The organism is Chitinophaga sp. Hz27 (genome assembly GCF_042263525.1).
In the GTDB taxonomy this organism is placed as follows: domain Bacteria; phylum Bacteroidota; class Bacteroidia; order Chitinophagales; family Chitinophagaceae; genus Chitinophaga.
The window spans coordinates 122,307-146,300 of the sequence record NZ_JBHKFJ010000004.1 but is presented as its reverse complement, the minus strand read 5'-3'; the positions used below and the strand labels follow the sequence as shown (position 1 = coordinate 146,300).

The 23,994-nt window shown below is 42.2% G+C and carries 9 protein-coding genes; 8 read left to right on the top strand and 1 reads right to left on the bottom strand.

Annotated elements, in window-relative coordinates; genetic code table 11:
• Positions 1–193 precede the first annotated feature (193 nt).
• On the bottom strand, positions 194–1,129 hold the full coding sequence (prs, locus tag ACE38W_RS10120) for a ribose-phosphate diphosphokinase (RefSeq protein WP_375830553.1): 936 nt from the start codon (positions 1,127–1,129) through the stop codon (positions 194–196).
• Between the two features lie 180 nt (positions 1,130–1,309).
• Here prs and ACE38W_RS10115 point away from each other — a divergent pair, with 180 nt between their 5' ends.
• The 8 genes from ACE38W_RS10115 (at position 1,310) to ACE38W_RS10080 (ending at position 23,981) form a co-directional block, all read left to right on the top strand.
• Positions 1,310–2,065, top strand: a complete 756-nt coding sequence (locus ACE38W_RS10115; protein WP_375830552.1) for a carboxypeptidase-like regulatory domain-containing protein — start codon at positions 1,310–1,312, stop codon at positions 2,063–2,065.
• A gap of 959 nt (positions 2,066–3,024) precedes the next feature.
• Positions 3,025–5,244 carry a hypothetical protein gene (locus ACE38W_RS10110; RefSeq protein WP_375830551.1) on the top strand — a complete coding sequence of 740 codons (2,220 nt, stop codon included), beginning with the start codon at positions 3,025–3,027 and terminating at the stop codon, positions 5,242–5,244.
• Between the two features lie 5 nt (positions 5,245–5,249).
• Positions 5,250–6,356, top strand: coding sequence for a hypothetical protein (locus tag ACE38W_RS10105; protein WP_375830550.1), 1,107 nt, complete (start codon positions 5,250–5,252; stop codon positions 6,354–6,356).
• Positions 6,357–6,396: 40 nt separating this feature from the next.
• A complete protein-coding gene (locus ACE38W_RS10100) occupies positions 6,397–12,927 on the top strand; it encodes a DUF5977 domain-containing protein (protein ID WP_375830548.1) in 6,531 nt (2,176 codons plus the stop codon).
• 10 nt (positions 12,928–12,937) lie between these two features.
• Positions 12,938–14,173, top strand: a complete 1,236-nt coding sequence (locus tag ACE38W_RS10095; protein WP_375830547.1) for a hypothetical protein — start codon at positions 12,938–12,940, stop codon at positions 14,171–14,173.
• A gap of 4 nt (positions 14,174–14,177) precedes the next feature.
• Positions 14,178–14,915, top strand: coding sequence for a hypothetical protein (locus ACE38W_RS10090; protein ID WP_375830546.1), 738 nt, complete (start codon positions 14,178–14,180; stop codon positions 14,913–14,915).
• Between the two features lie 11 nt (positions 14,916–14,926).
• Positions 14,927–23,563 (top strand): RHS repeat domain-containing protein, encoded by an 8,637-nt coding sequence (locus ACE38W_RS10085; protein WP_375830545.1) that lies wholly within the window; start codon positions 14,927–14,929, stop codon positions 23,561–23,563.
• A complete protein-coding gene (locus ACE38W_RS10080; protein WP_375830544.1) occupies positions 23,553–23,981 on the top strand; it encodes a hypothetical protein in 429 nt (142 codons plus the stop codon). Before ACE38W_RS10085 ends, ACE38W_RS10080 begins: the two co-directional genes overlap by 11 nt.
• The last annotated feature ends 13 nt before the right edge of the window (positions 23,982–23,994 follow it).

The following is a 23,994-nucleotide window of genomic DNA, read 5'->3' as shown; positions in this document are numbered from 1 at the left end:
GATTATACTGTGGAATATAGGTGTGTTAAGGGTTTGCGAGCTATGTGGGTGTAGCTGCGATGCTATTGCAGTCTACAAGAGAAGTTGAGTTTTTTGTGATGGTTTATGTTGGTGAGCATGCCGAATTACTACGTGATCGGTTATACGTAGTATAAGAGAAGAGTATTGTTTGTTATTTAGTGGTTGTTATATTTCAGATGAATTGGTTGTCTTCGAAGAAGCTGATTATCATGTTATCCACGGAACGTACTTCCAGTAGTGGGTCTTGGATGGTGAGTGCGTTTGGATGTGTATCTGTGCAGATAATTTTTTTTATGATACCGCTATTTTTAATTTTTTGGAAACCGTTGCCAGCGAAGATGCCGTGTGTAGTGATGACGTAGATATCGGCGGCGCCGGCTTGTTTATATGCTTCGGCGGCGTGAATGAGGGAGCCTCCAGTACGAATCATATCATCGTAGATGATGACAGTTTTATCTTGAACATCGGCGCTGATGGCGGTGATAGCGGTTTCTTCGCCGGATAGGCGACGTTTGAAAACGAATGCTGCTGGTACGTGGAGGTCGTTTGCGAGGGATTCTACCCATTTAGCGCGGCCGGCGTCGGTGCTGGCGAGGACGAATGGAGCGCCATCTACAAGCTCCATGGCAGCAGCTTTGACGATTTCTTTGCCATAGAGATGTATAGGGCGTACACCGCTTTCGAAGTAGTGGGTGATGCCATCCACGTGAAGGTCTATCAAGATAATTTGAGTGCCCTGGGCGGTGGTAGGCAGGCTGGAGAACAGTACGGCGCGGGTTTTAGCTTTCACGATTTCGCCGTATTTAACGGAGCGTTCCATGGTGGAGTATCCGAAGTAAGGGATGATGATGGTGATAGCGCAGGCCCCGAGCTGAATGCAGCCGCTGGCGAGGTCGTAAAGTTCGAGTGTTTCTTTATCATCAATGGTGCCACCGAGGAGGATTACTTCTCTGTTTCTGACGTTGGAGAGAATACGATGATAATGTTCTCCATCCGGAAAATCGCGAATATCCAGTTCTCCGTTTTCCCATTGAGGTACGGAAATGGCCAGGAGTCTTTCTTTCAGGTACTGGTAATGCTGCGTCGCGAAGATGATTTTTTGTGACATGTGATAAAGGTCTATAGCAAAAATACCTAATAATATGGATAGGCGGGATATTTATCCCACTGAGAATTAATATTTTTGTTGTTGAGCACTGTCAAAAACTAGCAAATACGGGATTTAATAGATTTTATTTTAACGTTTCATTTGCTAGTGGAAAGTTAATTTTGAGAGATTACTATTTTCATGATTCGTTTTTTTGCATATATCGGAGCATTGTTTCTTTTCTTTTTCATCAACCTGCAGGATACTGTTGCACAGGTCCGGCTTTCCGGTATGGTGGCGGATCAGGATACAAAAACAGGGATACCGTTTGTTTCAATCGTTAATAAGAGGGCGATGACAGGAACACTCAGTACAGAGAGTGGTCGTTTCTATATTGAGGCGATGGCTGGAGATACTATTGAGTTTTCTATGATAGGTTATGCCACGAAAGTGCTTGTGACGCCTGGTATGTCTGCCACAATGGACATCCTGTTGCAAAAGCGTTTGTATGAACTGGAAGGTGTAAATGTGCAAGGTAAGAGCCATTATAAAGATTCGCTTGCCATGCGTGCAGAGTATGGTAGATATTTTAATTATAAAAAGCCAGGTGCGTTGGATGTCTTAAAAACGCTTCCTGCAAATCCTGTTACTGCATTGACATACCTTGTTCCCAGCAAGGCGCGTAAACGTAAGGAAGAATTCCGCGGACAACTCGAATATTGGGAGAAAGAGAAGTATATAGATTATCGTTATTCGCCTGAAATTGTTGGTAGAATGACGAAGTTGCAGAGTCCAGAACTGGATTCTTTTATGTACAAGTATCGCCCAGGTTATGAGTTTCTGAATAGTGCATCAGAGTATGATCTGTTGCTCTATATTAAGAATTCTTTCGAGGAATATAAGAAGACCAAAGTACAGACTGCAGATACTGCAGGTGCATCTCCCGCAAAACAATAATATCAACAACAATAATTTTATTTTATTTATTTCAACAGATAATGTTGGAATGAAATGTTTGGCATCTCCCTAAAGCATTAAGTAAATTGCCTGTTTTACCTGGTCGATTTAGTATATCGAACTTCAGAAAAATCCATTCATTTTTTATTCTTCGTTTTATTGCTACATGCAAGAAATCAAATTAATTTCTTATCTAGTTTGAGAAAAAATTAGATTTGTTATCTTTTAAATGTAGCTTGCATTCTTGTTTGTATCTTATTAAGATTCATTCTTTTATACTGAGTTTCGTATTGTTAATACCCATTTAATATTTTGTTTGTTAATGATGTATTCGTCGTGATTTAATCAGCTATTTTTTTCCATTTAATTTTTCTTTGTGATGACTATTGTAGAAATATGTTATCAAGAAATTTATTGTTGTATGAAAGTACCAATAATAAAATCTTAGTTGTATTGTTAGGCAATTCGAAGAGAACTAATTTTGAATCCTGATAATAAGTATCGCATTAGAAATCAGTCATCCGTTGATGACGCCATAATTGTAACCAGCATATTAATACACCTTTCTTCTTATACCTGGCTAAAAGAGGTATGATTTACTGTTATGTGAAAATTTTTTCTGTGATCGAAAAGGGAGTATAGGTAATGTCATTAAGCTGAAAGTCTTTCTGATATTGAATTCTGTTTGATATGCCCGTGTGAATGTCTTATGCCTGAAATATTCAAATCGAGCGTACTGAAAATCTACATAGGAACTATTCATTGTAATTATATTAACTAAAAAAATAGTCATGTTGTTATGCTCTATCCTGTTGCCTATTGAAAAAGCCTGATTGGGCTGGATATTAGCGATGTAACCAACTAACATTAATATGTCATTGAGCCTATGTCTATGAGAATGCTGGCATCACTAAATAAATTCATCAAGTTATTAACGAATGAAGTGGTTTAGTGTTCCTATGAAAAAAATTGTCCTAATTGCGACCCTTATCGTTTGTTGCCTGTCTGTGTCGGGACAGATGCCACATCTGCCAGGCAGTATGCCTGTTGATTCGGCTTATATTCTTATCCCCAGGGGATGTAAGATGCAGGATGTCATGAAGGTAATGCTTTATGGTCCTGGACAGCGTGTAGATCTTGTGGCATATCGTCCGAGAATAAAGCCGGCCTATGTAGCACCGCCTAAAACGCCTTTATTGGACATAAAGGGTAACGTTACGTATGATTTCTTTTATCAGTCGAATATTGATACACCTTTTACAGAAAGGGATATTCATCAGCACACACTTCAAACAAATCTTCTTGTTACTGTAAAGAACCAATATCCGTTGAGGGTGGCGTTCAGCACGCAACAAGGAAATTCGTCGTTATTCAGAAACCTGACTGGGGCTCGTTTATTTTATAACAGCAGTGATTTCAAAAATCAACTTTTAATGAATGCGCGTAACTGGGTTGTATCAAAATACAAACAGCAGTTAGAAGCAGATAAGATGAAGTTGCTACTAGATAGCTTGCGCATGCAGGTTTCAGGGTTACATACGAAATATAATAGCGAGGCATACATACAATTGGTTGTGCAGGCGAGAGAGTATATGTATCGATGGAAAAGGGATTCTGCATTGGGCATCATCAAGCCATTAACTGAAAAGGATTCGGCGTGCCTGGCCATATTAGATAATGGCAAACGATATAAAGCAGAAGTGGATTCTTTGCAGGAAACTTATGCAAGCCTGAAACGGAAGTACGATAAACTTAACACGAAAATAGGTGCTCAAAAATTACAGCTATTGGATGCGTTACAGCATAGCAGAAATAACAAAGAGCTGATAGATGCGCTGGATGGCATGCATTTGCCTGATACCGTATTGCCGAAAGGATATAGAACGTTATTGGCTATACGTAGTGTTGGCATAGGCAGAACTATGCTTGATTATTCGGAGCTAACGGCGAAGAATATCAGCATTACCGGTATGCAACTGGAACTGAATCCTTCCTGGTATCTGGCGGTGGCCAGTGGTGCCGTGGATTATACTTTCCGCAATTTTATTGTTAAGGAAAAGCGTTCGCCTCAATATATTAATCTAATCAGAGCGGGATTCGGACAAAAAGAAACCAATCATATTTATCTCACTTATTATACAGGTAAAAAGGAATTGTATGGGGCCAATGCGTTACCAATAGATTCTGCTGTGGGGCTGGATAATCATCTCATGGGCGTTTCTCTGGAGGGGCAATGGAAACTGGGACGCCAGACATTTATTACCGGTGAAGTGGCTAAATCTTCGTTGCCTTATAATATCAGGCGAATACATGGAGAGGATAATTTTTCCAGTATGTTGAATTTTTCAGGTCATACCAATGAGGCCTGGAGTATTGGTACTGAAACGGTGCTACCTCGTGCGGAAACGAAGCTGGGTGCTATGTATAAGCGGATGGGTGGAGACTTTCAGTCGTTCAGTATGTATACAACCGGTTCACAGCAAACAGCGTGGACATTGCAGGCAGAGCAACCTTTTTTTAAACGGCAACTTACGGTGGCTGCAGCCTTACGGAAAAATAGTTATGCTACTTTTTATGAGCCGGCGGTTTTCGAAAGCAATACCATTTTCAAAAGTTTGCAGGCGACGATGCGCATTCCTAAGCTGCCAGTTATAACCCTTGCTTATCAACCTACTTCTCAATTAGTGAAGCTTGGCGATGGAAGTTTTACACAGCAAATCTTCAATACCCTTTCTGGCACTGCGGTTTATAATTACCAATATAAAGGTATGACGATGAACAGTATGTTGATGTATTCGCGCTTTTACAATAAGCAAAGGGATACTTCATTTGTGTACTATAATAGCCGGAATATCACGGGCAGCCAAACAATATTTCTGAAAAAAATCACCATCACAGGCCAATTTAATGCCTCGCTGACAGCGGATTACAACCTTTACAGTACCACCGGGGATGTAAGCTGGAAGATTCGTTCCTGGTTCGAAGCGGGTGGATCTGTTCAGCATAATTATCAATCGAGATATGATATCACACAGTATGGATATGGTATGAACCTACGATTTGTCATTCCATATGTTGGTGAAATCAGTGGCAGGGCGGAAAAGCGCTATATGCCAGGAAGTGCGAGACAACTGGTATCAAACAATACAGGAAGAATTACCTATACCAAGACATTTTAAATACTATGAAGTACCTAAAGATCCAATTTTTTGCAGCATTGTTTGTGATGATAACGATGCTAAAAGTTAAGGCGCAGGTAGTTATTGCGCCCCAGGTGCCCCCTGCCGGAATTATGCAGCAGTCGCAGCTTTGGAATATTCTGTTAACGAATGCCAGTAAAAGTAAAGTTTATGCAAAGGTGGTCATGCGATTAACAGATGCGACTACCGGCCATGGTGTGATGACGGGTATCACGCGTACAGTAGAATTACCAACAGGTGCTTCCATGTTGCATCTGGCAGACTTTCAGCCGATATCTACAGAGTATTTATCGCCGGTACAGGATCAGCGGCCTAATGCTATGCTGGTGCCAGGAAAGTATATCATTTGTTACAGTGTAATCGTAGAAGGCGATAAGACGGGAACTCCTGGAACAGAGGACTGTATCAAGTTTGTAGTGGAGCCTGTGAGTCCGCCTATTTTGAATTTGCCAGCGGATAAAGATACGCTGCAAACTTCCTTGCCGGCATTTACGTGGATCCCTCCTGCCCCATTAAATCTGTATAGCGATTTGAATTATGACATCACAGTGGTGGCTGTGTTGCCTGGTCAGGCGCCAGCAGAAGCGATCCAGCAGAATATTCCTATGTATCATGGTGCAGCGTTGCGTCAGCCATTTCTTAATTATCCCGCTGGTGCACCAACATTAGATACTGGTGTAAACTATGCATGGATGATAACTGCGCTTAATGGCCGTCAGTATTCAACACAAACAGATGTACATACTTTTCGTATAGCCAAGGCTGCTCCGGTAATGGAGGAAGATCTTACTTCTTTTGTTGGACTAACGCGCAATGGTACCACAAAGCCTTTACAGATAGGGAATACATTGAAATGTTCTTATAATAATGAAACAGGAGAACAAGTTGTTAACTATGAAATTGTAGCACTACAGCAGCAGAATAAAATTGTTGCGCATGGGAGTCTGGCTTTACAACCTGGTTTGAATATGATCAGTATTCCGTTACAAAAAGTGGGGAATTTTTCTGCTGGGAATTTGTATGCATTCAGATTTCAGAACAGGAGGAATGAGAATTGGGAGTTGAAGTTTATGTATCAATCTGCCCGTTAGTATTTGAAAAACTATGCCCTTACCTATAAATATTTAGTAAATGATATTGGCAAGAATTGCTGGAGCCCGAAAGGTTATTGCCAGCGTGTTACTCGTAGTGTTTTATGTGGAAGCCATTATACCGTTGCATTTGTCGGCAGCGGTGCCATATGTCCCGTATGCACCAGTTAAGGAAAGTAAGAAAACCGGCGCCTTGCCGAGTGGATTTTCGAAAGTCATTCCAATGGAATGGGAACCTGCGCATAAGCCGGCGGCTATTTCAGGGAATAATGCAGTGGTGAAAGCGGATAATGATGGAGGCCCGACGCAGCCGGAGATGGAGACTTTCCATTCGGCTAATAATGATAATGTGGTTAATCTTTTTTCAGGAGATTTCAATTATTCCATTCCATTATTGGATGTTGGCGGATATCCGTTGACGTTAGGTTACAATAGTGGTGTCAGTATGGATCAGGAAGCCAGCTGGGTTGGCCTTGGCTGGAACCTTAATCCTGGTTCAATAACGCGAAATCTTCGTGGCGTACCGGATGAATTTAATGGTACGGATTCTATTACCAAGGAGAATAAGATTGAGGAAAATAAGACGATTGGAGTTACTGCTGGTGCTGATTTTGAGCTGGTTGGTTTTCCACAGAACCTCGGAAAGATATCACTGGGAGCGAGTATAGGTGTTTATAAAAATTCCATCCGTGGATGGGGTCTTGAGACAGCTACAAATACCAGTATTAGGGTTGGATCAAGATCTAATGGAACACTTACTGGTGGTCTTTCTATGGCTAATAGTTCGCAGAATGGCGTTACAATAACACCATCCGTGGATTATTCCTTTGCGGAGAAGCAAAACCAAGATAAGGTATATGGAGCGGGTGGTATGTCTATTGGTACTCCATACAACTCACGATCTGGCATGCAAGGATTTCAGTACTCAGCAGGTATTAGAAAGTATGGAGTTGATGATAGAGGAAGAGCTCAAGGCGGAAATTATAGCAGGTCTGGCTTTATCAGTTTTGTGTCGCCAACTTTTGTCCCTTCTGCGTCTGTGCCTTATACCGCCAAGAATTATCTGGTAACGCTAAAAATAGGAACGGCAATAACTGCAGCAGACCCTAATTTTTTTGTGAGTGGTTATATGAATACCCAGAAAGTAGAAAAGGATGATCAGCGTCTAAGCTTTCCGGCGTATGGATATCTGAATTACCAGAACGGCTATACGAATAATACTGCCTTAATGGATTTCAACCGGGAGCGGGATATTGCCTATCGTGATAAACCTGCGGTGCCTAATATTGCCGTGCCATCCTATACTTACGATGTGTTTTCTATCAGTGGTGAAGGCGTAGGTGGATCATTCCGGGCTTATAGAAATGATGTTGGTTATGTATTTGATCCGCAGGTAACCACCAAGGATAATTCCACCAACCTTAGCCTGGACTTCGGAACCCCGGCGCTGGTACATGCCGGTGTTGACCTCGGTGTAACAAGAGCTTATACCAGAACTGGTATGTGGGAAAGTGAAAATCCTATGCGTGCCGCGATTCCATTTACACAAACAAAATTGAACAGAGAAGCTGCCTATTTCAGAAGTCCAGGAGAGAAGACTATCAACTCCAAAAGCTTCTATGATAATTTAGGCGGAGATATGGTGGTTACCACTAAATTAAAGCAGGAGAACTTATCTCCTTTTATTTATTCAGAAGCTAAATTAACACCCTATAAAAATGCATCTCCGCAGGCGGATATTCCTGTAAGTGCTGCTACTTCTGTAAAACCGGCAAGAGAAAAACGTACGCAGGTTATATCTTATTTAACAGCTAAAGAAGCCGCAGAAGTAGGGCTGTCCAGGTATATTGAGAGTTATTCAACAAATACCTATCCTAGTTCCTTTCTACGTGCCGGTGCTGACCAGAATATCAGTGGCATGAAAAACGGGTTGTTTGCTACTTATTACCATTCTACAGGCTATTCTGCAAAAGATTCTATTGTGAGCAGGGTTGTGCCGCAACTTTATTTCAATGAAGTAGGTGAGTTTGGCAAGCCGACTGACCCGGTTAAATTAGGTGATTGGTTCAACGGAAAGTATGAGGGGAGGTTGAAAGTGCCCAAATCCGGCAGGTATATTTTCAAGGTCGATTGTGATGATGCCTATTCTTTTTATCTGAATGGGGATTCCATTTCCCGTGCGGACAGGGTTACTGGTGGGGATCTTGATACGGTGTATATGGAAAATGGGATGTACCCTATCAAAATGTTGTATTCCAATAGACGAGGCAGCGCCAGACTACGTGTGTCCTGGCGATCAGCGGCGCTGGGCGTTGATACTTTTCAGATAATTGCGCCAGATTATTTCTTCCTGCCCGATGTGAGTGATACTATCAGCACCAATGGAACTGTGACCTTAGAAAAGCGCATTACTTCTTATAGAAAACCCAATCATATTTCAGAGATAGATGTATTAAATCCTGATGGAAAGAAATACGTTTATGGTATTCCGGTATATAACCTGGAACAAAAAGAAGCTTCTTTCGCTGTAAGGAAGGGCGCTGGCGATCCTATCAAAGCATTGGCGACTTATAATAAAGGTCAGGATGATGAGATTGGTGGCGAGGATAAGTATTATTCTGCAGAAGTAATTCCCTCCTACCCTCACTCTTTTCTGCTGACGGGTATCTTATCGCCGGATTATGTAGATGTAACTGGCGACGGAATTAGTGATGATGATGCGGGGAATGCTATTCGTTTTAACTATACAAAAACGGCGGGTGCGGCAAATCCTTATAAATGGAGGACGCCGTATAATGACAGTGCTACCTTCAACATGGGGATGAAAACCGACTACCGTGATGACAGAGGAAGTTATGTCAGTGGCTCCAAAGAGCTATGGTACATGAATTCTGTTGAGTCTAAAAATATGATCGCGGTATTTACGCTTGCAGATCGTAAAGACCAGCAGCAAATAACCAGGAATGGCGTGAAATCCAGTAATGGAGCCAAACGCCTCGAAAAGATAGATCTCTATACAAAGGCTGATTACAGAAAAAATCCGGCCAAAGCAACGCCGATAAAAACAGTACATTTCGAGTATACGTACCAGTTAGTACCTGGTTCCAATGGCTGGGGTGCTGGTGTAGCAGATAGCGGCAGATTAACGCTTTCCAGAGTTTGGTTTAGCTATAATGGGAATACGAAAGGCCGTAATAATGCCTATCTCTTCTATTATAATACACCTAATCCTTGTTATAATTCGCAGAGCTACGATCGTTGGGGTAATTACAAACCGGCTACAGATAACCCTGGTTCAGTGGCTGGCAATATAGTACAGAACGTAGATTTCCCATATGCAGTGCAGGATAGTGCTATTGCAGCGCGTAATGCCGCTGCGTGGACGCTGGATTCTATTGTTACGCCAGCAGGGGGTAATCTGAAAGTGACTTATGAAAGCGATGACTATGGCTATGTTCAGAATAGACGCGCGATGCAGATGTTTAGCATTGCCGGTATGAGCCTGAATAAGCCGAGTTCTTCTTCTGACCTCTCCAATAATATGTATGGTATTACTGGTCTGGATTATAAATATATTGCTGTAAAAGTACCGGTGGCGGTTACTTCCAAGCAGGATATGTACAATAAATATATGGAAGGGATCAGCAAGATTTATTTCCGTATGTACGTAAAGGTGCCTTCAGATGACTTCGGCAGTGGGTATGAAGCTATTCCTTGCTACGCCCGACTGGATGCAAGCAGCGACTATGGCTATTTTGATAATGGTAAAACCATCTGGTTTAAAATACAGGGAATAGATAAACTGGGTAATTCTTTTGGTCCATCGAGTCCACTAGTGGTTACTGCTTTTAACTTCCTGAAGCAGAACCTGCCTTCCAAGGCTTACCCTGGCTCACAGAATGATGATGGCGGTTCTATCATGGATGCGGTAAAACTCCTGTACAACCAGGTATCTAATATGGCGGAATTGCTGCATGGTTTTGAGAAGGAAGCTAAGTTGAAATTAATGGCACAGCAGTTTGATCCTGTGCGTTCTTTTGTACGACTGAACAATCCAACTTATAAGAAATATGGTGGTGGCTTACGTGTAAAGCGTATTGTGAGTGCAGACCACTGGAATAAAATGACTGGTCAGCGCGAATCTCAATACGGTAAAGAATATACGTACACAACTACAAAAGTGGTAGGTACAGATACACTTACGATCAGTAGTGGCGTGGCTAGTTATGAGCCGCTCGCCGGCGGAGAAGAAAATCCTTTCCGTATGCCTATTGAATATATGGAAGAGGTAACACCGCTTGCGCCTGTGGTAATGGGTTATACGGAAGAGCCTTTAGGAGAAAACTTATTCCCTTCTGCATCCGTTGGATATTCCAAGGTTCGTGTGAGATCTATCAATACAGAAAAAGCAAGATCTGCGAATGGTTTTGAAGAAACCTGTTTCTATACAGCGAAAGATTTTCCTGTTATTACGGAGCGTACCACCATTAACAGCGCTACAAAAAAACGTTTCAAAAATGACTTACTGGATCTGCTGAAAATAAATGCAGCCCACTATCTGACAATATCTCAGGGTTTTAAAATTGAACTGAATGATATGCATGGTCAGATGAAATCACATGCAGTATATGGAGAGTCTGATCCTACTAACTACATTGCTTATACAGAGAATTTTTATAAAGTAGATAATCAGAATGTTGCTGAAAAACACTTGAAAAATGATGTGCCTACTATTTCTAATGATGGTATTATCAAAACGAGTGTTATTGGCAAAGATGTAGAGTTGATGGTGGATATGCGTGAACAGCGTACTATCACCAATTCAGGAACATTCGGTGTGAATGCGGATGTATTTACCGTTGGTATCTTGCCTGCCATGATACCTTCTTTAATTCCGCTGCCGCAGCATGAAGACAACCGATTCCGTTCTGTTGGTACTACTAAGGTAATCAACAGGCATGGGATCCTGGATAGTGTTGTTGTTATTGATAAAGGAAGTAAAGTAGTCACTCATAATCTGTTGTTTGACGAAGAAACCGGCGATGCGGTACTGACTGGCGTACAGAATGAGTATAATGACGAAGTCTATAACTTCAATTATCCGGCTGCCTGGATGTATGAAGGGATGGCGGGTGCTTATAAAAACATCGGTACTTTATTAGATGGAATTGATGTAGTTAATGGTAAAATCACGGCTGGCTTCAGCGGTAATCTGGGCGACTACTTATTTAGTGGTGATGAACTCCTGGTATATTCCAAGCGAAAAGTATATGGAACGGAATGTGATTATAACCTGGCGCGCTGGCCAGCAGCCTATAAAGTATGGGTGGTAGATGCCAATATGCTTAAAGGTGGCGTACCTGATCTCTACTTTGTTAACCAGGATGGTTCTGCTTTGTCTGGTAATAATATGACGATGAAGATCATCCGTTCCGGCCGCAGGAATATTGCAGCTTCGGCGGGGCAAGCAACAATGAAGCGTAATCCTGTTGTGGCTAACCTGTTGAAGATAGACCAGAGTGCACAGGTAATTAATGCATCTATGGTTACCTATGATCAGTTCTGGAAAGTCGCTGATCGTAAGGTCTATGCGATGATCATTGATACATTCTACAATAAAAAATTTGACTCTACTTTCTATGTTAACTGTAACGGAACGGCAACGCCGGTAACCATCACAGTGCCAGAAAAAGAATACCAGTCTGTGATTAGCCAGCGTGCGGCTGACAGCCTTGCGAGATTGTATGTAATCATGAACGGTAGGTTCCTGGCAGATAGCAAGTCGCCATGCAAGGTTTATTGGAATACCACTCAATCTGGTTATTTCCAGAAAACAAATTGTGTGGGTGGACAAGGTTCTTGGGTATTAGTGACTGTTGATGCAGGTACGGTTAGTTCACAGATCAGTGTGGAAGATGCCAATATCAAGGCGGTAGCGCAGTTGAACAGTATCGGCAGAGATATCGCTAACAGCGGAGGTAAATGTCTGTTCTACAGTGATCCTGTGGATAGCATGTTTACCAGTACAAGATGTCCTAATGGTTTAACACCAATACCTATCGCTTATAGTTTACCGGCAGGAGCTGACTCCTCAGATGTAGATGTGGCCACTGCCACTGCAAAAGCGAAGGCCCGCCTGCGTACGGAAGGACAGGCATATGCTGACGCTAACGGGAAATGTATGTTCTACGCCAAGTTGACTATTGATAGTCAGGATGGGGAGCTTGTACAGGATGGTGATCTGACTGGTGACAGAGGATATGAAAATATAAGTGTTAGATTCTATTCAGATGCGGCTTGTACCATTCCGTATGTTGTACAAAACATGCAAATAATCGTCGTACAAGATTATACAAAAACCGGTACAGACGAATTTGGTCAGCAGATTTTTGAACACTCGCAAACACCGTTAAATTTTTTCATTGTAAACCAAAGTGCTGCATTGGTGCTTAACCATGTGTTATATCATGAACAGATACAAGGTGGTAATCAGGGTAGTCAATCCAAATTATTCTATACCACGACGGTAAACTTTAGTTTATATCCAAACCCGCTATTTGAGATTAAGTAAACTACTACCTATGAAACAATTAAGATCAATAATAATGCTGGCAGTAGTATTACTTACTGTCGATAGTATATCCGCCCGCAGTATCCACCTTACCTACAAGGTGGATACCAGCGGTACCTGTTACAGTGCCTTGCTGGATACAGCTGTAAATCCTTATAACATGGGTATTTCCGGCAACTGGCGCCCTAAGGCAACCTATGTGTTTTATGGCAGCAGAACGGAATCTAATGCTGCACAGGAAACGAATATCCGTCAGGCAGGTACCCTTGCCTCCTTTGATGCTTTCTGGAAACTAAACCCTGGAACGGGCTGGCAAGCAGCATTTGATACCTCTAAATGGGTGTGGAATCAACAATCTACACTTATTAATACCAAAGGATTTGAACTGGAAAATAAAGATCCTTTAGGCAGATACAATGCAGGTATATATGGCTATGACAATGAATTGCCGGTAGCTGTAGTACAAAATGCCAGGTACAGAGAAGTTGTATTTGAAGGATTTGAAGACTATGGATATGGACTGACACCCGCCAATATTGCCTGTGAAACGGGTCGTAACCTGGATTTTCAAAAGTATAAATCATGGATTGATTCTTCTGCGGCCCATACCGGGCGATATTCTCTTTTGATTCCTAAAGACATGCATACTTCAGAAGGCGCCATCATTACGGATACCGATATTATTGACTTTGACTTTGCAGTCAATAAGAGAAACATGGCCTGCTCGCCGGGTGAAGGATTGCAGAGTATCAGGGCCAACACAAAGGTTGTGCTGCCTTCTTTTAGTCCTTTTCCTGGTAAGAAAATGTTGGTGAGCGCCTGGGTGAAAGAGCAAACAGATTGTAACTGTAATGCATATACGAATGCGCAGATCGTTTTGTTATCAGGCAGTACCTCTGTAACATGCAAGCCTAAGGGTATTATTATAGACGGCTGGCAAAGGATTGAAGAGGTGATAGATGTGCCGGCAACTGCCACTTCTTTTTCTGTGGCTCTTTATGCGGGCGCCGGTACAGGGGTTTATTTTGATGATATCCGTATACATCCTTTCAATGCCAATATGCAGTCATACATATATGATCCTGTTACATTAAGACTGATGGCGCAGTTAGATGAAAATAATTTCGCTTCATTTTATGAATATGATGATGAAGGTACCTTGGTGAGACTCAAGAAAGAGACAGAAAGAGGTATCAAAACGATCAAAGAAACCAGAAGCGCATTGATTAAAGATGAAAACCTCTAATCATATGAAATTATTTATTTCCAAATACCTACTGCTATTGCTTGCCTTGTTTCTTGCAGGGAATGTGGCAGCACAGGGCGATATCGAAAAGGCCACCACGCTCATGCAGCGAGTGAAACATGCTTATGATTCGGTAAATATGTCCTTTCATCTTACTTACAGCTATGCCACTGCGGATAAGCCTTCTGTAGTTACTGATTCATTGAGTGGTGATGCGCATATCTTCGGTGGAAACAGCTACATGACATTGGGAAATGTTATCCTGCTGAAGAATAAGCAATACAATATCACAGTGTTCAAGGATGATAAGCTGATCATGTTGGGCAAGCCATCTCAATTAACTCAAGATGCACAATTGCCGGCAGATGCTATCATTTCTGCGTTGAAAAATGCGGGGCTTACCAATTGTCAGCTGCGGAACGTAAAAGGTAAGGTTACTATTCAGATGGATTATAGTGACTTCGCTCCTTACAAAAGCCTTGAAATGACCATAGATGAACCCAGTTTGCGGATTCTGTCTATGTCGGTAAAGGTGAAAAAGCCTGCTGATCCCGATGCTATTGCGCCACCGGAAGCTGATACCTATGTGATCGTAAAAACGGTATTCACGGGTTTTAAGAACGAAACTGGCAACAGCAACGCCTTTGATGAAAAAATATTTTTTACAAGGAATGGGGAAACTTTTAAACCTTCCCCTGCCTATGCCGACTACCAGGTATTCCTTGCAAGCCCTAATATCTAAAAGTTATTTTGATGCGTTTCAAACAGAAATTATTAGCCATCTTTGGATTGATGCTGTTGCAGGTGTTAACCACTGTAGTGGCTAAGTCACAGTCCTATACCACCATAAAAAAGGTACTCGACGGCGCTTCGAATGAACTAGTTGTCAACGCTGAAACCACTGTACAAGATGCGGTGTATTTCAACGCAGCGCTGACGAACAAGCTCGAAGGCCAGTATCCATTAAAAAATGCTATAACACTTCGAATTAATGAGTTCAATAAAACCTATATCAATACTGCATTTACAGTAACTGCCGATCTCTTGGTGACGTATATGGGTGACGATAAAGTACAACGTACTTTTACCCGGCAATTGCAATTGCAGTATGATCCCGCTAAGGCCTATACGAACAGGGCATCATTTGTATTTAGTAATGCCCACCAGGTAACGGTTAAGATCGTAAATATTTCTTCGTCGGTAACTGGTGCACTAGCTACCATTTTGCTGGAGAATGAGATGTTGGTAAAACCAACCTATAAGCTGGATAGAACCGCTGATGTAGTTAAGAATATCAAAATTGCAGCCCTTCAAAATACTGATGATGATGAAGCCACAGTTAGCTGGGATTATGTTTTAGGTGCAGATGAATATGATGTGGAATGGGCTTATGTAGATTCTTCTGTGATAGCCAATAACCGCTATGGTAGCCCTATTAACTATGATAATCTGTTCCGGAACAATGCCACACGCGTAACTGTAACAGCAAATAATTATAAGATTCCCTTACTGTATGACAACAGTGGGTATCTGTATGTAAGAGCAAGAGCAGTTTCCAACAAGTCGGATAAGTCAAGATTTGAAACAGTATGGAGTAATGTGAATGGTGGCAGCGTAGCTACTATGCCGTACCTGGGGCACCAGCGTAATATGAACTGGCAGTCTTCTGTTTCCTATGCAGAAGAAGGCAAGCGCAAGGCTGTAGTCAGTTATTTCGATGGTAGCATGATGAACAGGCAAGCCGTCACCAAAGACAATACTACCCAGACTACCACTGTTGCAGAAACCTTTTATGATCGCCAGGGAAGGCCGGCTATACAGGTATTACCTGCTCCTACCCTGTCTAATGTTATTAAATATACCGCACGATTTAATGCCGGTATCAACGGCCAGGAATATGATAAGTCGTTATATGATACCATTCTTTCAGCAAGAGACCTGATTGAAGCGGCTGCCCCAGGAATGAAGCAGGATGCGGGTGCTGCGGGTTATTATTCTCCTAATAACCCGTTGAAGAATGATAGCATTCATGGAAATATTCCGGATGCAAATGGTTATCCTTTTACTGAAACAGTATATACATCTGATAATACAGGGAGGATCAGCAGACAAAGTGGTGTAGGTGAGGCATTCAGGGCAAACGGTGGTCATGCGGTGAAATATTACTATGGTAGCCCAAGTCAGCAAGAGTTAGACCGTTTGTTTGGTACAGAGGCGGGTGTAGCATCTCATTATTTCAAAAACATGGTGCAGGATGCGAACGGACAGATGGCTGTGACATATACCGATATGCATGGCCGTACCATAGCTACTGCCCTGGCGGGTACGGATGAAAACAGCCAGTTGAAAAGCTTGCCGTCCAATACGCCTGGTGTTACGTTGGATACATTGAGTGGACCTACCAATACGCAGGTGAAAGATTTTTCTCTCACCACCAGGAAATCCCTGTTGGTAGAATCTGATGCGATTTATTCATTTAAATATAACCTGGTACCACCGGTATTAATATTAAAAGATTGTAATAAACAAGATGTAAGTTATACCGGCAGATATGTGCTGGAGATAAGGATTACAGATGATGTACAGAACTTGCTGTTGGAAGGTAATAAGCCATTCATCAAGAAGTATATTATTAATGGACCGCTTACAGATACATTTTCGATTCTGCTGAAGAAAGGTAACTATGAGATCACCAAGACTTTGCAGATCGATGAAACGGAAATGAATAATTACCGGGACAATGTATTTCTGAAAGGGAGTGCTTGTGTGAGTAAAGACTCCATTACCCTGCAGCAGCGTGCTTTACTAAATAGTACTGAGTGTACGCCTTCATGCAGTGCTTGTTTGACGGAGCTTGGTACGCTGGGCACTTTTGCAACGGTGTATTTGAACAGAGCAGGACTGAACGTTACGGATTCTGCTAAATACAGATCTGAAATAGCTAATGCATATGCTAAGCAACTGGAGTTTTGCAATATGCTTTGCGGCAAGGTTTCAGAAAGCGACGGTATCAGAGCTGCTATGCTACAGGACCTGACGCCTCCTACTGGGCAGTATGCAAATCCTGATAGTGTAGCTAATATTTATTCTATCTATTATTCTACAGATGCGCAGCCTGTTGCTATCTATCGTAATCCTGCAATCACTTACCTGAATGAAGAAGGGCAGGTAGATATGGTATTTGACGAAGAGGCGCAGCAGATGGTAAAGCCGCAGCAACTATCGCCGGGGCAGTTTGCTGCTAAGTTTAAGGCTTCATGGGCGGAACAGTTATTCCCTTACCATCCTGAGATCTGCAGGTATAACCTGAGTAAGAGTTATGATCCTGCAAAGGCTTGGTCTGATAAGGTGCGTGCAGTGGATACTTACCAGGATGCATTAGCTAAAGGTTATCTCAACCCAACCGGTAATGCTTCGTATAGTGTTTATGGTATGCCTGTTGCTGCGGATAAAGATCCGTTTGCAGTTAGTAATGCTGCCGCTATAGAAGCCTTTATGACGAAGTATGTCAGCGGTAATGGCAGGACTTACAACATTTGGGCCACTGCCGCATCGAGCGTGGCTTGTAAATCGACTGATCCAATCAGCTGTGCAGATACTTACCAGGGTACTACGAATGTATTTACTGTTAATTCAAATTTATGTGCAGGAGATAAGAACGCGATCTGGAGAGCGTTCCGTGAGATGTACATTCAGAGCCGCGATGCGCTGATTGCCAATACCGTTACGAATAGTAACAGTTGTTCGCCAAGTGTAAGAGATCTGATAGCTGATCACAAGGAATCCCATTTTGGAACGGCTACCGATATCCTGACTGCCAATGGACTTGGTAAGCTAACTCCTGGTAACACCTCGACAACAGCAAAGAACTATGCTGATTCTGCAAAAGCAGCGCTCAACAATAGTGCCTGTGATAGTTATGTAGATACCTGGATGAAACAACTTTCGCCATGTAACATACCTACAGCTTATTGGGGTGCGCTGAAAGATAAGCTACTGGCTGTGTGCAGAGCAGGAACTGATGTCGATCATCCATTTGGCGCTAGTTCCGTACCTCGTAGCAGTTCCATGACAGATACTTCTTTCGAGAAAGTATTATCTGATTTCATTAAGAATAATCCAGCGCTTAATATCCCTGCTGGTTGTGCAACCATGTTGACAATACCTGCGCCATATTATGCACAGAACGGCGCGGTGACTAAGTATACCCTCATGCCGCCGGCTGATTGCGAGTGTGCAAAAATTACTGCCGCTCAATCAGCTTATCAGTATGGGAAAAATACGGGTGAATCATTCTCTCAATATCTTTCCAGAACACAACATATTCAATTGACAGATGACCAATTGAATGACCTGATATCTGCCTGTGCTAATACCAGCAAGTGCACATACACTGAGAAAACGCTGGTGATTCCGCCGGCATTCCAGTGTTATACACAGCCGCCTTGTACCAATTGTGTCGTTGTAAAAAATCTCTATGATAATTTCAGGAATACCTATCCTGGCATTACGCCTGATAGCGTAGGCGTGGATTCGCTGCATGCTGCCTATAACCAGGTGTTTGCGAATTATATGAACAGCAGGCTTGGATTTGGTTACCAGTCTGGTGATTATTTGGAATTCCTGGATAGCTGTAAGCGCTCCTATTATGTAGATTCATTGGTATCGATGCCAAATCTGACGACAGCAGCTGTTACTTATTCCAGAAGTATTAATGTAAGAGATGCCAAGCCTACAAAGGATGGTGGATATGTATTCGTGGGTGATATGTCCAATGCGAGTTCTACAACAGTGCCATTTATTTTGAAAGTTGATAGAAGCGGTAATCCGGTATGGCAAAAAACCGTAGAACCAGGCAATTTGACCTTAGGGTTCTTCTATCGGGTAATGGTGACCAGTGATGGAAGTATTGTTGCCTGTGGTGCTGCGGATGGTAGTAGAGTAACGATTGATGATTTGCCAACATCAGGAGGTGGTGTAGGTTCTATTTTTAAATTTAATCAGGCTGGTACGGTATTATGGAGTCGTGGTATGAATGCAGGTGCTGCAGAAATGGTGCGTGAAATAATTGAGTTAGGAAATGGTGATTATGCTTTTGCTGGTGATTATGATTATAGAAACATCCAACATTGGATGGCTGGTGTTATCAGTTCTAATGGTGTGCTGAAATGGCGTAAAATGATCGGCACAACAACAGGACACTTTCTTGCACAGCGGATTATTGAAGACCACGATACAGTGGCGGTGGCGGGTCTGATGACCGACGATGGCTTATTCCAGCCATACATTATTCGTTGGAATAAATTATCAGGAAATTATTTAGGAACATATTCAATTACAAGTAGTCAGAAATCAGATATCAGTAGCTTCACATTAATGCCTGACGGTGCCTACAGATTTGGAATGATCCAGTCTTCCAACAATGGCGCTACCAGCGGACCGGCTGTTTGGGTAGATGTGAGTAGGACTGGCAATATTTTAAGACAGTCGCAGATTAGCAATGTGGAAAATACGCTGATCGGCTGGCTGACAACTAGTTTACAGTCTGATGGAACTATGTTGTGGGCGCCAGAGTGGAGCACGGGAAATTCCCCTGCCTATCTAGCAAGCCTCAATAGCAATGGTACTTTTCTCTGGTCTAAAAAACTGACCAATTTATTTGGTAATATAAAATGGACTGGAAGTATTAATAATAAGGGCATTTCGTTGGGTGTTAACAATGGCAGGCCTACGATGTATTTTTTCCAGCTTTCACCAGCATTGAATTGCGAAACGACAGTGGCTATCACACCTGTGGTAGTTCAAAACACGTACTCTACTTCTTCTTATACGGCATCTGAATCAAACTTGTTGAACGCGGGTACATTTGGTGCGCTTACATTTAATCAGATTCCATTAACATCCACCGTTAGCTCTTCCAGTTGTGGTGCGGGAAGCGGTGATGAAGTGCATGCTTATTATGGGCCGCTGTTATGTGGTGCATCAAGATCCATATTTGAATCAACAACGCGTGATACTATCAACAATTGCTCTGATAGCACCTTCTTTATCAGTAATACTGTTGCAGAGATATATCTGGCGAAAATGGATTCTGTGAAAAACGAGTTCATGGCGCGCTATATAGATAACTGTATGAAAGCGCCGATGAATGAGCAGTTCACAGTTGCTCACAAGAAAAGTGAATATCACTACGCTTTATATTATTATGATCAGGCGGGTAATCTTACCAAAACAGTACCTCCGGCAGGTGTATTGCTGGATACTACTGCATCCTGGTTACAACGCGTAAGTGCTGCCAGGGCGGCAGGAACTGAGCTGACACCACTGCATTCAAAGGTTACTAACTACCGTTATAATTCCTTGAACCAGGTGGTAGATCAATTATCGCCGGATGGAGCTCAAAGCCATTTCTGGTATGATCGTTTGGGCAGACTGGTTGCTTCTCAGAATGCAAAACAGCGTTTGAGTAACGCTTATAGCTATACGAAGTACGATTATATTGGACGTATCAATGAGGTGGGAGAGATTACTTCTGCCATCGCTATGACGGATGATGTAAGCAGAAAACCGGCTGACCTTGAAGCCTGGCTGAACACCGCCGGCGCAAGCCGCACGCAGATCGTGCAGACAAACTACGATCTTCCTTATTTTGGGACATTGGATATTGCCAATCTGTTATACCAAAGAAATGTGCGTAACAGGGTTTCCTGGGTAGCATACCTGGATAACTCCAGTGATATGAGTTTGTTTACGCGTTCTTCTATCTATACCTATGATATCCATGGAAATGTGGATACCCTCCTGCAAAACTATAAAACAGGAGAAATGTTTAACAGTAATAATCAGTATAAGCGAATCGCCTATGATTATGACCTGATTTCCGGAAAAGTAAATAAAGTATCCTATCAGCCTGGGCGCGTAGATGCTTTCTATCACAGGTACTCCTATGATGCAGAAAACCGTATCACAGATGTGGAAACCAGTTCTGATGATTTCCATTGGGAGAATGAAGCACATTACAATTACTACAAGCATGGTCCGCTGGCGCGTACCATATTAGGGCCACAGCAGGTACAGGGTATCGATTACGCCTATACGCTGCAAGGTTGGTTGAAAGGTATCAACGGTACCAGCGCAGGCGCGGCCAATGATATGGGCCATGACGGAGCAGCGGGCGCCACTACGGCCACGGATGCTTTCGGATTTAACCTGCATTATTTTGGCGACAGTGATTATAAGTCGATAGGTACTTCTGATAAGATGACCCGTGGCGCGGCCGGAGCCAATGGTTTATTCAAACCGCTGTATAATGGAAATATTGCTGCGATGGGTGTTAGTCTACCTTCTCTGGGAGATCCATTGTTGTATACTTATCAATATGATGTGTTGAATAGAATCAGCGGAATGACTGCTGCTAAAGGTCTGACGACTACCAATAATACCTGGCTGCCGCAGGCGATCAGTGATTATAAAGAAGATGTGACCTATGATGCCAACGGGAATATATTAACGTATAACCGTAACGGTGCTGGTAATCAGCTGGACATGGACAAGCTGACCTATCATTACAACAGCAGTAATAACCAGCTGCAATATGTGGAAGATGCCATAGCAGATGCTAATTACTTATCAGATATAGATAATCAGCAAGCTGGCAACTATCAGTATGATGCGATTGGTAATATGACCAGTGATATAGCGGGTGGTATCGACTCAATAAACTGGACAGTATACGGTAAGATTAGTCGTATCAAGAAGCATAACGGTACGGTGATTGCCTATGCGTATGATGCTGCCGGAAACCGTGTGAGTAAGGATGTTGATGGCGTTGGTACTTATTATGTACGTGATGCCAGTGGCAATGTGATGGCTGTTTACAGCAAGGGGAATACGGCGCTGAACAGCGGAAGAATGACGCTGACAGAGACGGACTTGTATGGTAGCAGCAGACTTGGTGTGTTGAATCAGCAGGTAGATGTAGATAATAAAAAGTTACCGGATACTGTCATAATAGATGGTGCAGGATCGGGAATAAATTATAACTTTATCAGAGGTAACAAGGTCTTTGAATTAAGCAATCACTTAGGCAACGTACTCGCTACTGTATCTGATCGTAAGCGTCCTATATCGCTGGATGGCAGCACCATAGATCATTACGACCCTATCCTTTTGGGAGCGCATGACTATTATCCATTTGGTTCGTTGATGCCTAACCGTGGTGGTAGTTTGGATGATGCCGGCAACTGGAATGTGAACACCGGCATGCAGATACCGGTGGACCTGGTGGTGAATAGCCGTACGGGCAACCAGCCTGGTGTCTACAATGCTTCGTCTTCTATTACATTTGATGAAGGCTTTGAATCCGAGGAGGCCGATACTTTTGACGCATGGGTTGTAGCTGCGGATGGTGGAAGTGGTAATGGTAGTGGTAGCAGCGGCACTGCGACGACGGGCGGTTATAGGTATGGGTTCAATGGTAAGGAGAATGATAATGAGGTGAAGGGGGAAGGGAATAGTCTGGACTTTGGAGCGAGAATATACGATCCGAGGTTAGGTAGGTTCTTATCCACAGATCCATTTGAAAAGAAATTTCCTGCTGTGACACCATATAGTTTCGCTGGAAATGATCCTGTATCCTATATTGATTATAATGGTTTATTTAAAATATCTCCGTTCTTCGCTAAGCGTTATCCTACCTTGGCTAAGGTTTTAAGATACTATATGCCATTATTAAAAGCCAATGAGACAGTTAAAGAAGCTTGGATTAAATCTGTAGGTTATAAAGACCATGAACAAGGTGTAAAAGACTTTGATGAAATGGTTACTTATGGTAAAGGGCCGTGGGTAAGTCCACGAAGAAGAGAGTCTGAGGATAAATCCATGGGGTATATGGCTTTAGGGACCGACGTTTTTACTAATGATGGAGGGGGAATATTTGATCCTTTTTTCCGAGATAATCTTTTCATTGGGTATGAGCAAATTGAGAACTTGGAAACTGCTCTGAAAAAAGGTGATGAGAATGCGGTTGGAGAGGCTATGTTTGTCATGACAGTTGCAATTATGCATGAATCGGCCCATTATGGTAGGTTTAATCTTGGACGTCCTGATGATGATCCCGTATATGAAGCAGGGGCTATGTTTGAGGGATATGCATTTGGTGAACGATTTAGCTACAGGAATCCTAGAATTCAAGATGATACTAAAAATAGGCGTGATTTAGTGGTAACGATGAAATGGTTTAACAAGAATAAAAAGAATGTTAGTTTAATGGTTGGTATGTCTTCAACGCCTAACTTTTTTAACTATTATCAGATTGTGAAAAAATCGCCTGTTCCAGAAGGGCAGAAAGGAGATAAGTCTGTTACAAAAAATAATGATGATGAAAATTGATTTATATAAATTCCGAGGTGTAGTCAAATCTATTGTCGGATCGGTATTTTACTTAGTGGGATTTTTTATTTTTTTATTTATGGCTACTGGATGTAAAGATCCATCTTTTGACGCGAATGCCTTAGGGCAGAAATACTGTAATTGTATGGAAAAGCATCATGCTGAAGAGGACTTTTATAATGCAAGGGTTATATGTGATAGTAAATTTATATTGGAGAATAAGTATTTTCGAGCGTACTATATTGAATCTTTTTATGGCAATGGTTATATGGGAACTTTGGATAAAAAGTTTCGAGATAGTGTGAATGATTTTAACTATTCGCTTTATATGTACTTAAATGATCATTGTCCATATATGTTAAAAGGTGATTCGATAAGAAAGGAATATTTGCATCGAATGGATAAAGCTATAGAGTGATATGAAATAACTT

Excerpts from the sequence above, each read along its gene's own strand:
- ACE38W_RS10105 (WP_375830550.1), top strand. The coding sequence starts at position 5,250 with ATGAAGTACCTAAAGATCCAATTTTTTGCAGCATTGTTTGTGATGATA.
- ACE38W_RS10080 (WP_375830544.1), top strand. The coding sequence starts at position 23,553 with ATGAAAATTGATTTATATAAATTCCGAGGTGTAGTCAAATCTATTGTC.
- prs (WP_375830553.1), bottom strand. The coding sequence starts at position 1,129 with ATGTCACAAAAAATCATCTTCGCGACGCAGCATTACCAGTACCTGAAA.
- ACE38W_RS10085 (WP_375830545.1), top strand. The coding sequence starts at position 14,927 with ATGCGTTTCAAACAGAAATTATTAGCCATCTTTGGATTGATGCTGTTG.
- ACE38W_RS10115 (WP_375830552.1), top strand. The coding sequence starts at position 1,310 with ATGATTCGTTTTTTTGCATATATCGGAGCATTGTTTCTTTTCTTTTTC.
- ACE38W_RS10100 (WP_375830548.1), top strand. The coding sequence starts at position 6,397 with ATGATATTGGCAAGAATTGCTGGAGCCCGAAAGGTTATTGCCAGCGTG.
- ACE38W_RS10095 (WP_375830547.1), top strand. The coding sequence starts at position 12,938 with ATGAAACAATTAAGATCAATAATAATGCTGGCAGTAGTATTACTTACT.
- ACE38W_RS10110 (WP_375830551.1), top strand. The coding sequence starts at position 3,025 with ATGAAAAAAATTGTCCTAATTGCGACCCTTATCGTTTGTTGCCTGTCT.
- ACE38W_RS10090 (WP_375830546.1), top strand. The coding sequence starts at position 14,178 with ATGAAATTATTTATTTCCAAATACCTACTGCTATTGCTTGCCTTGTTT.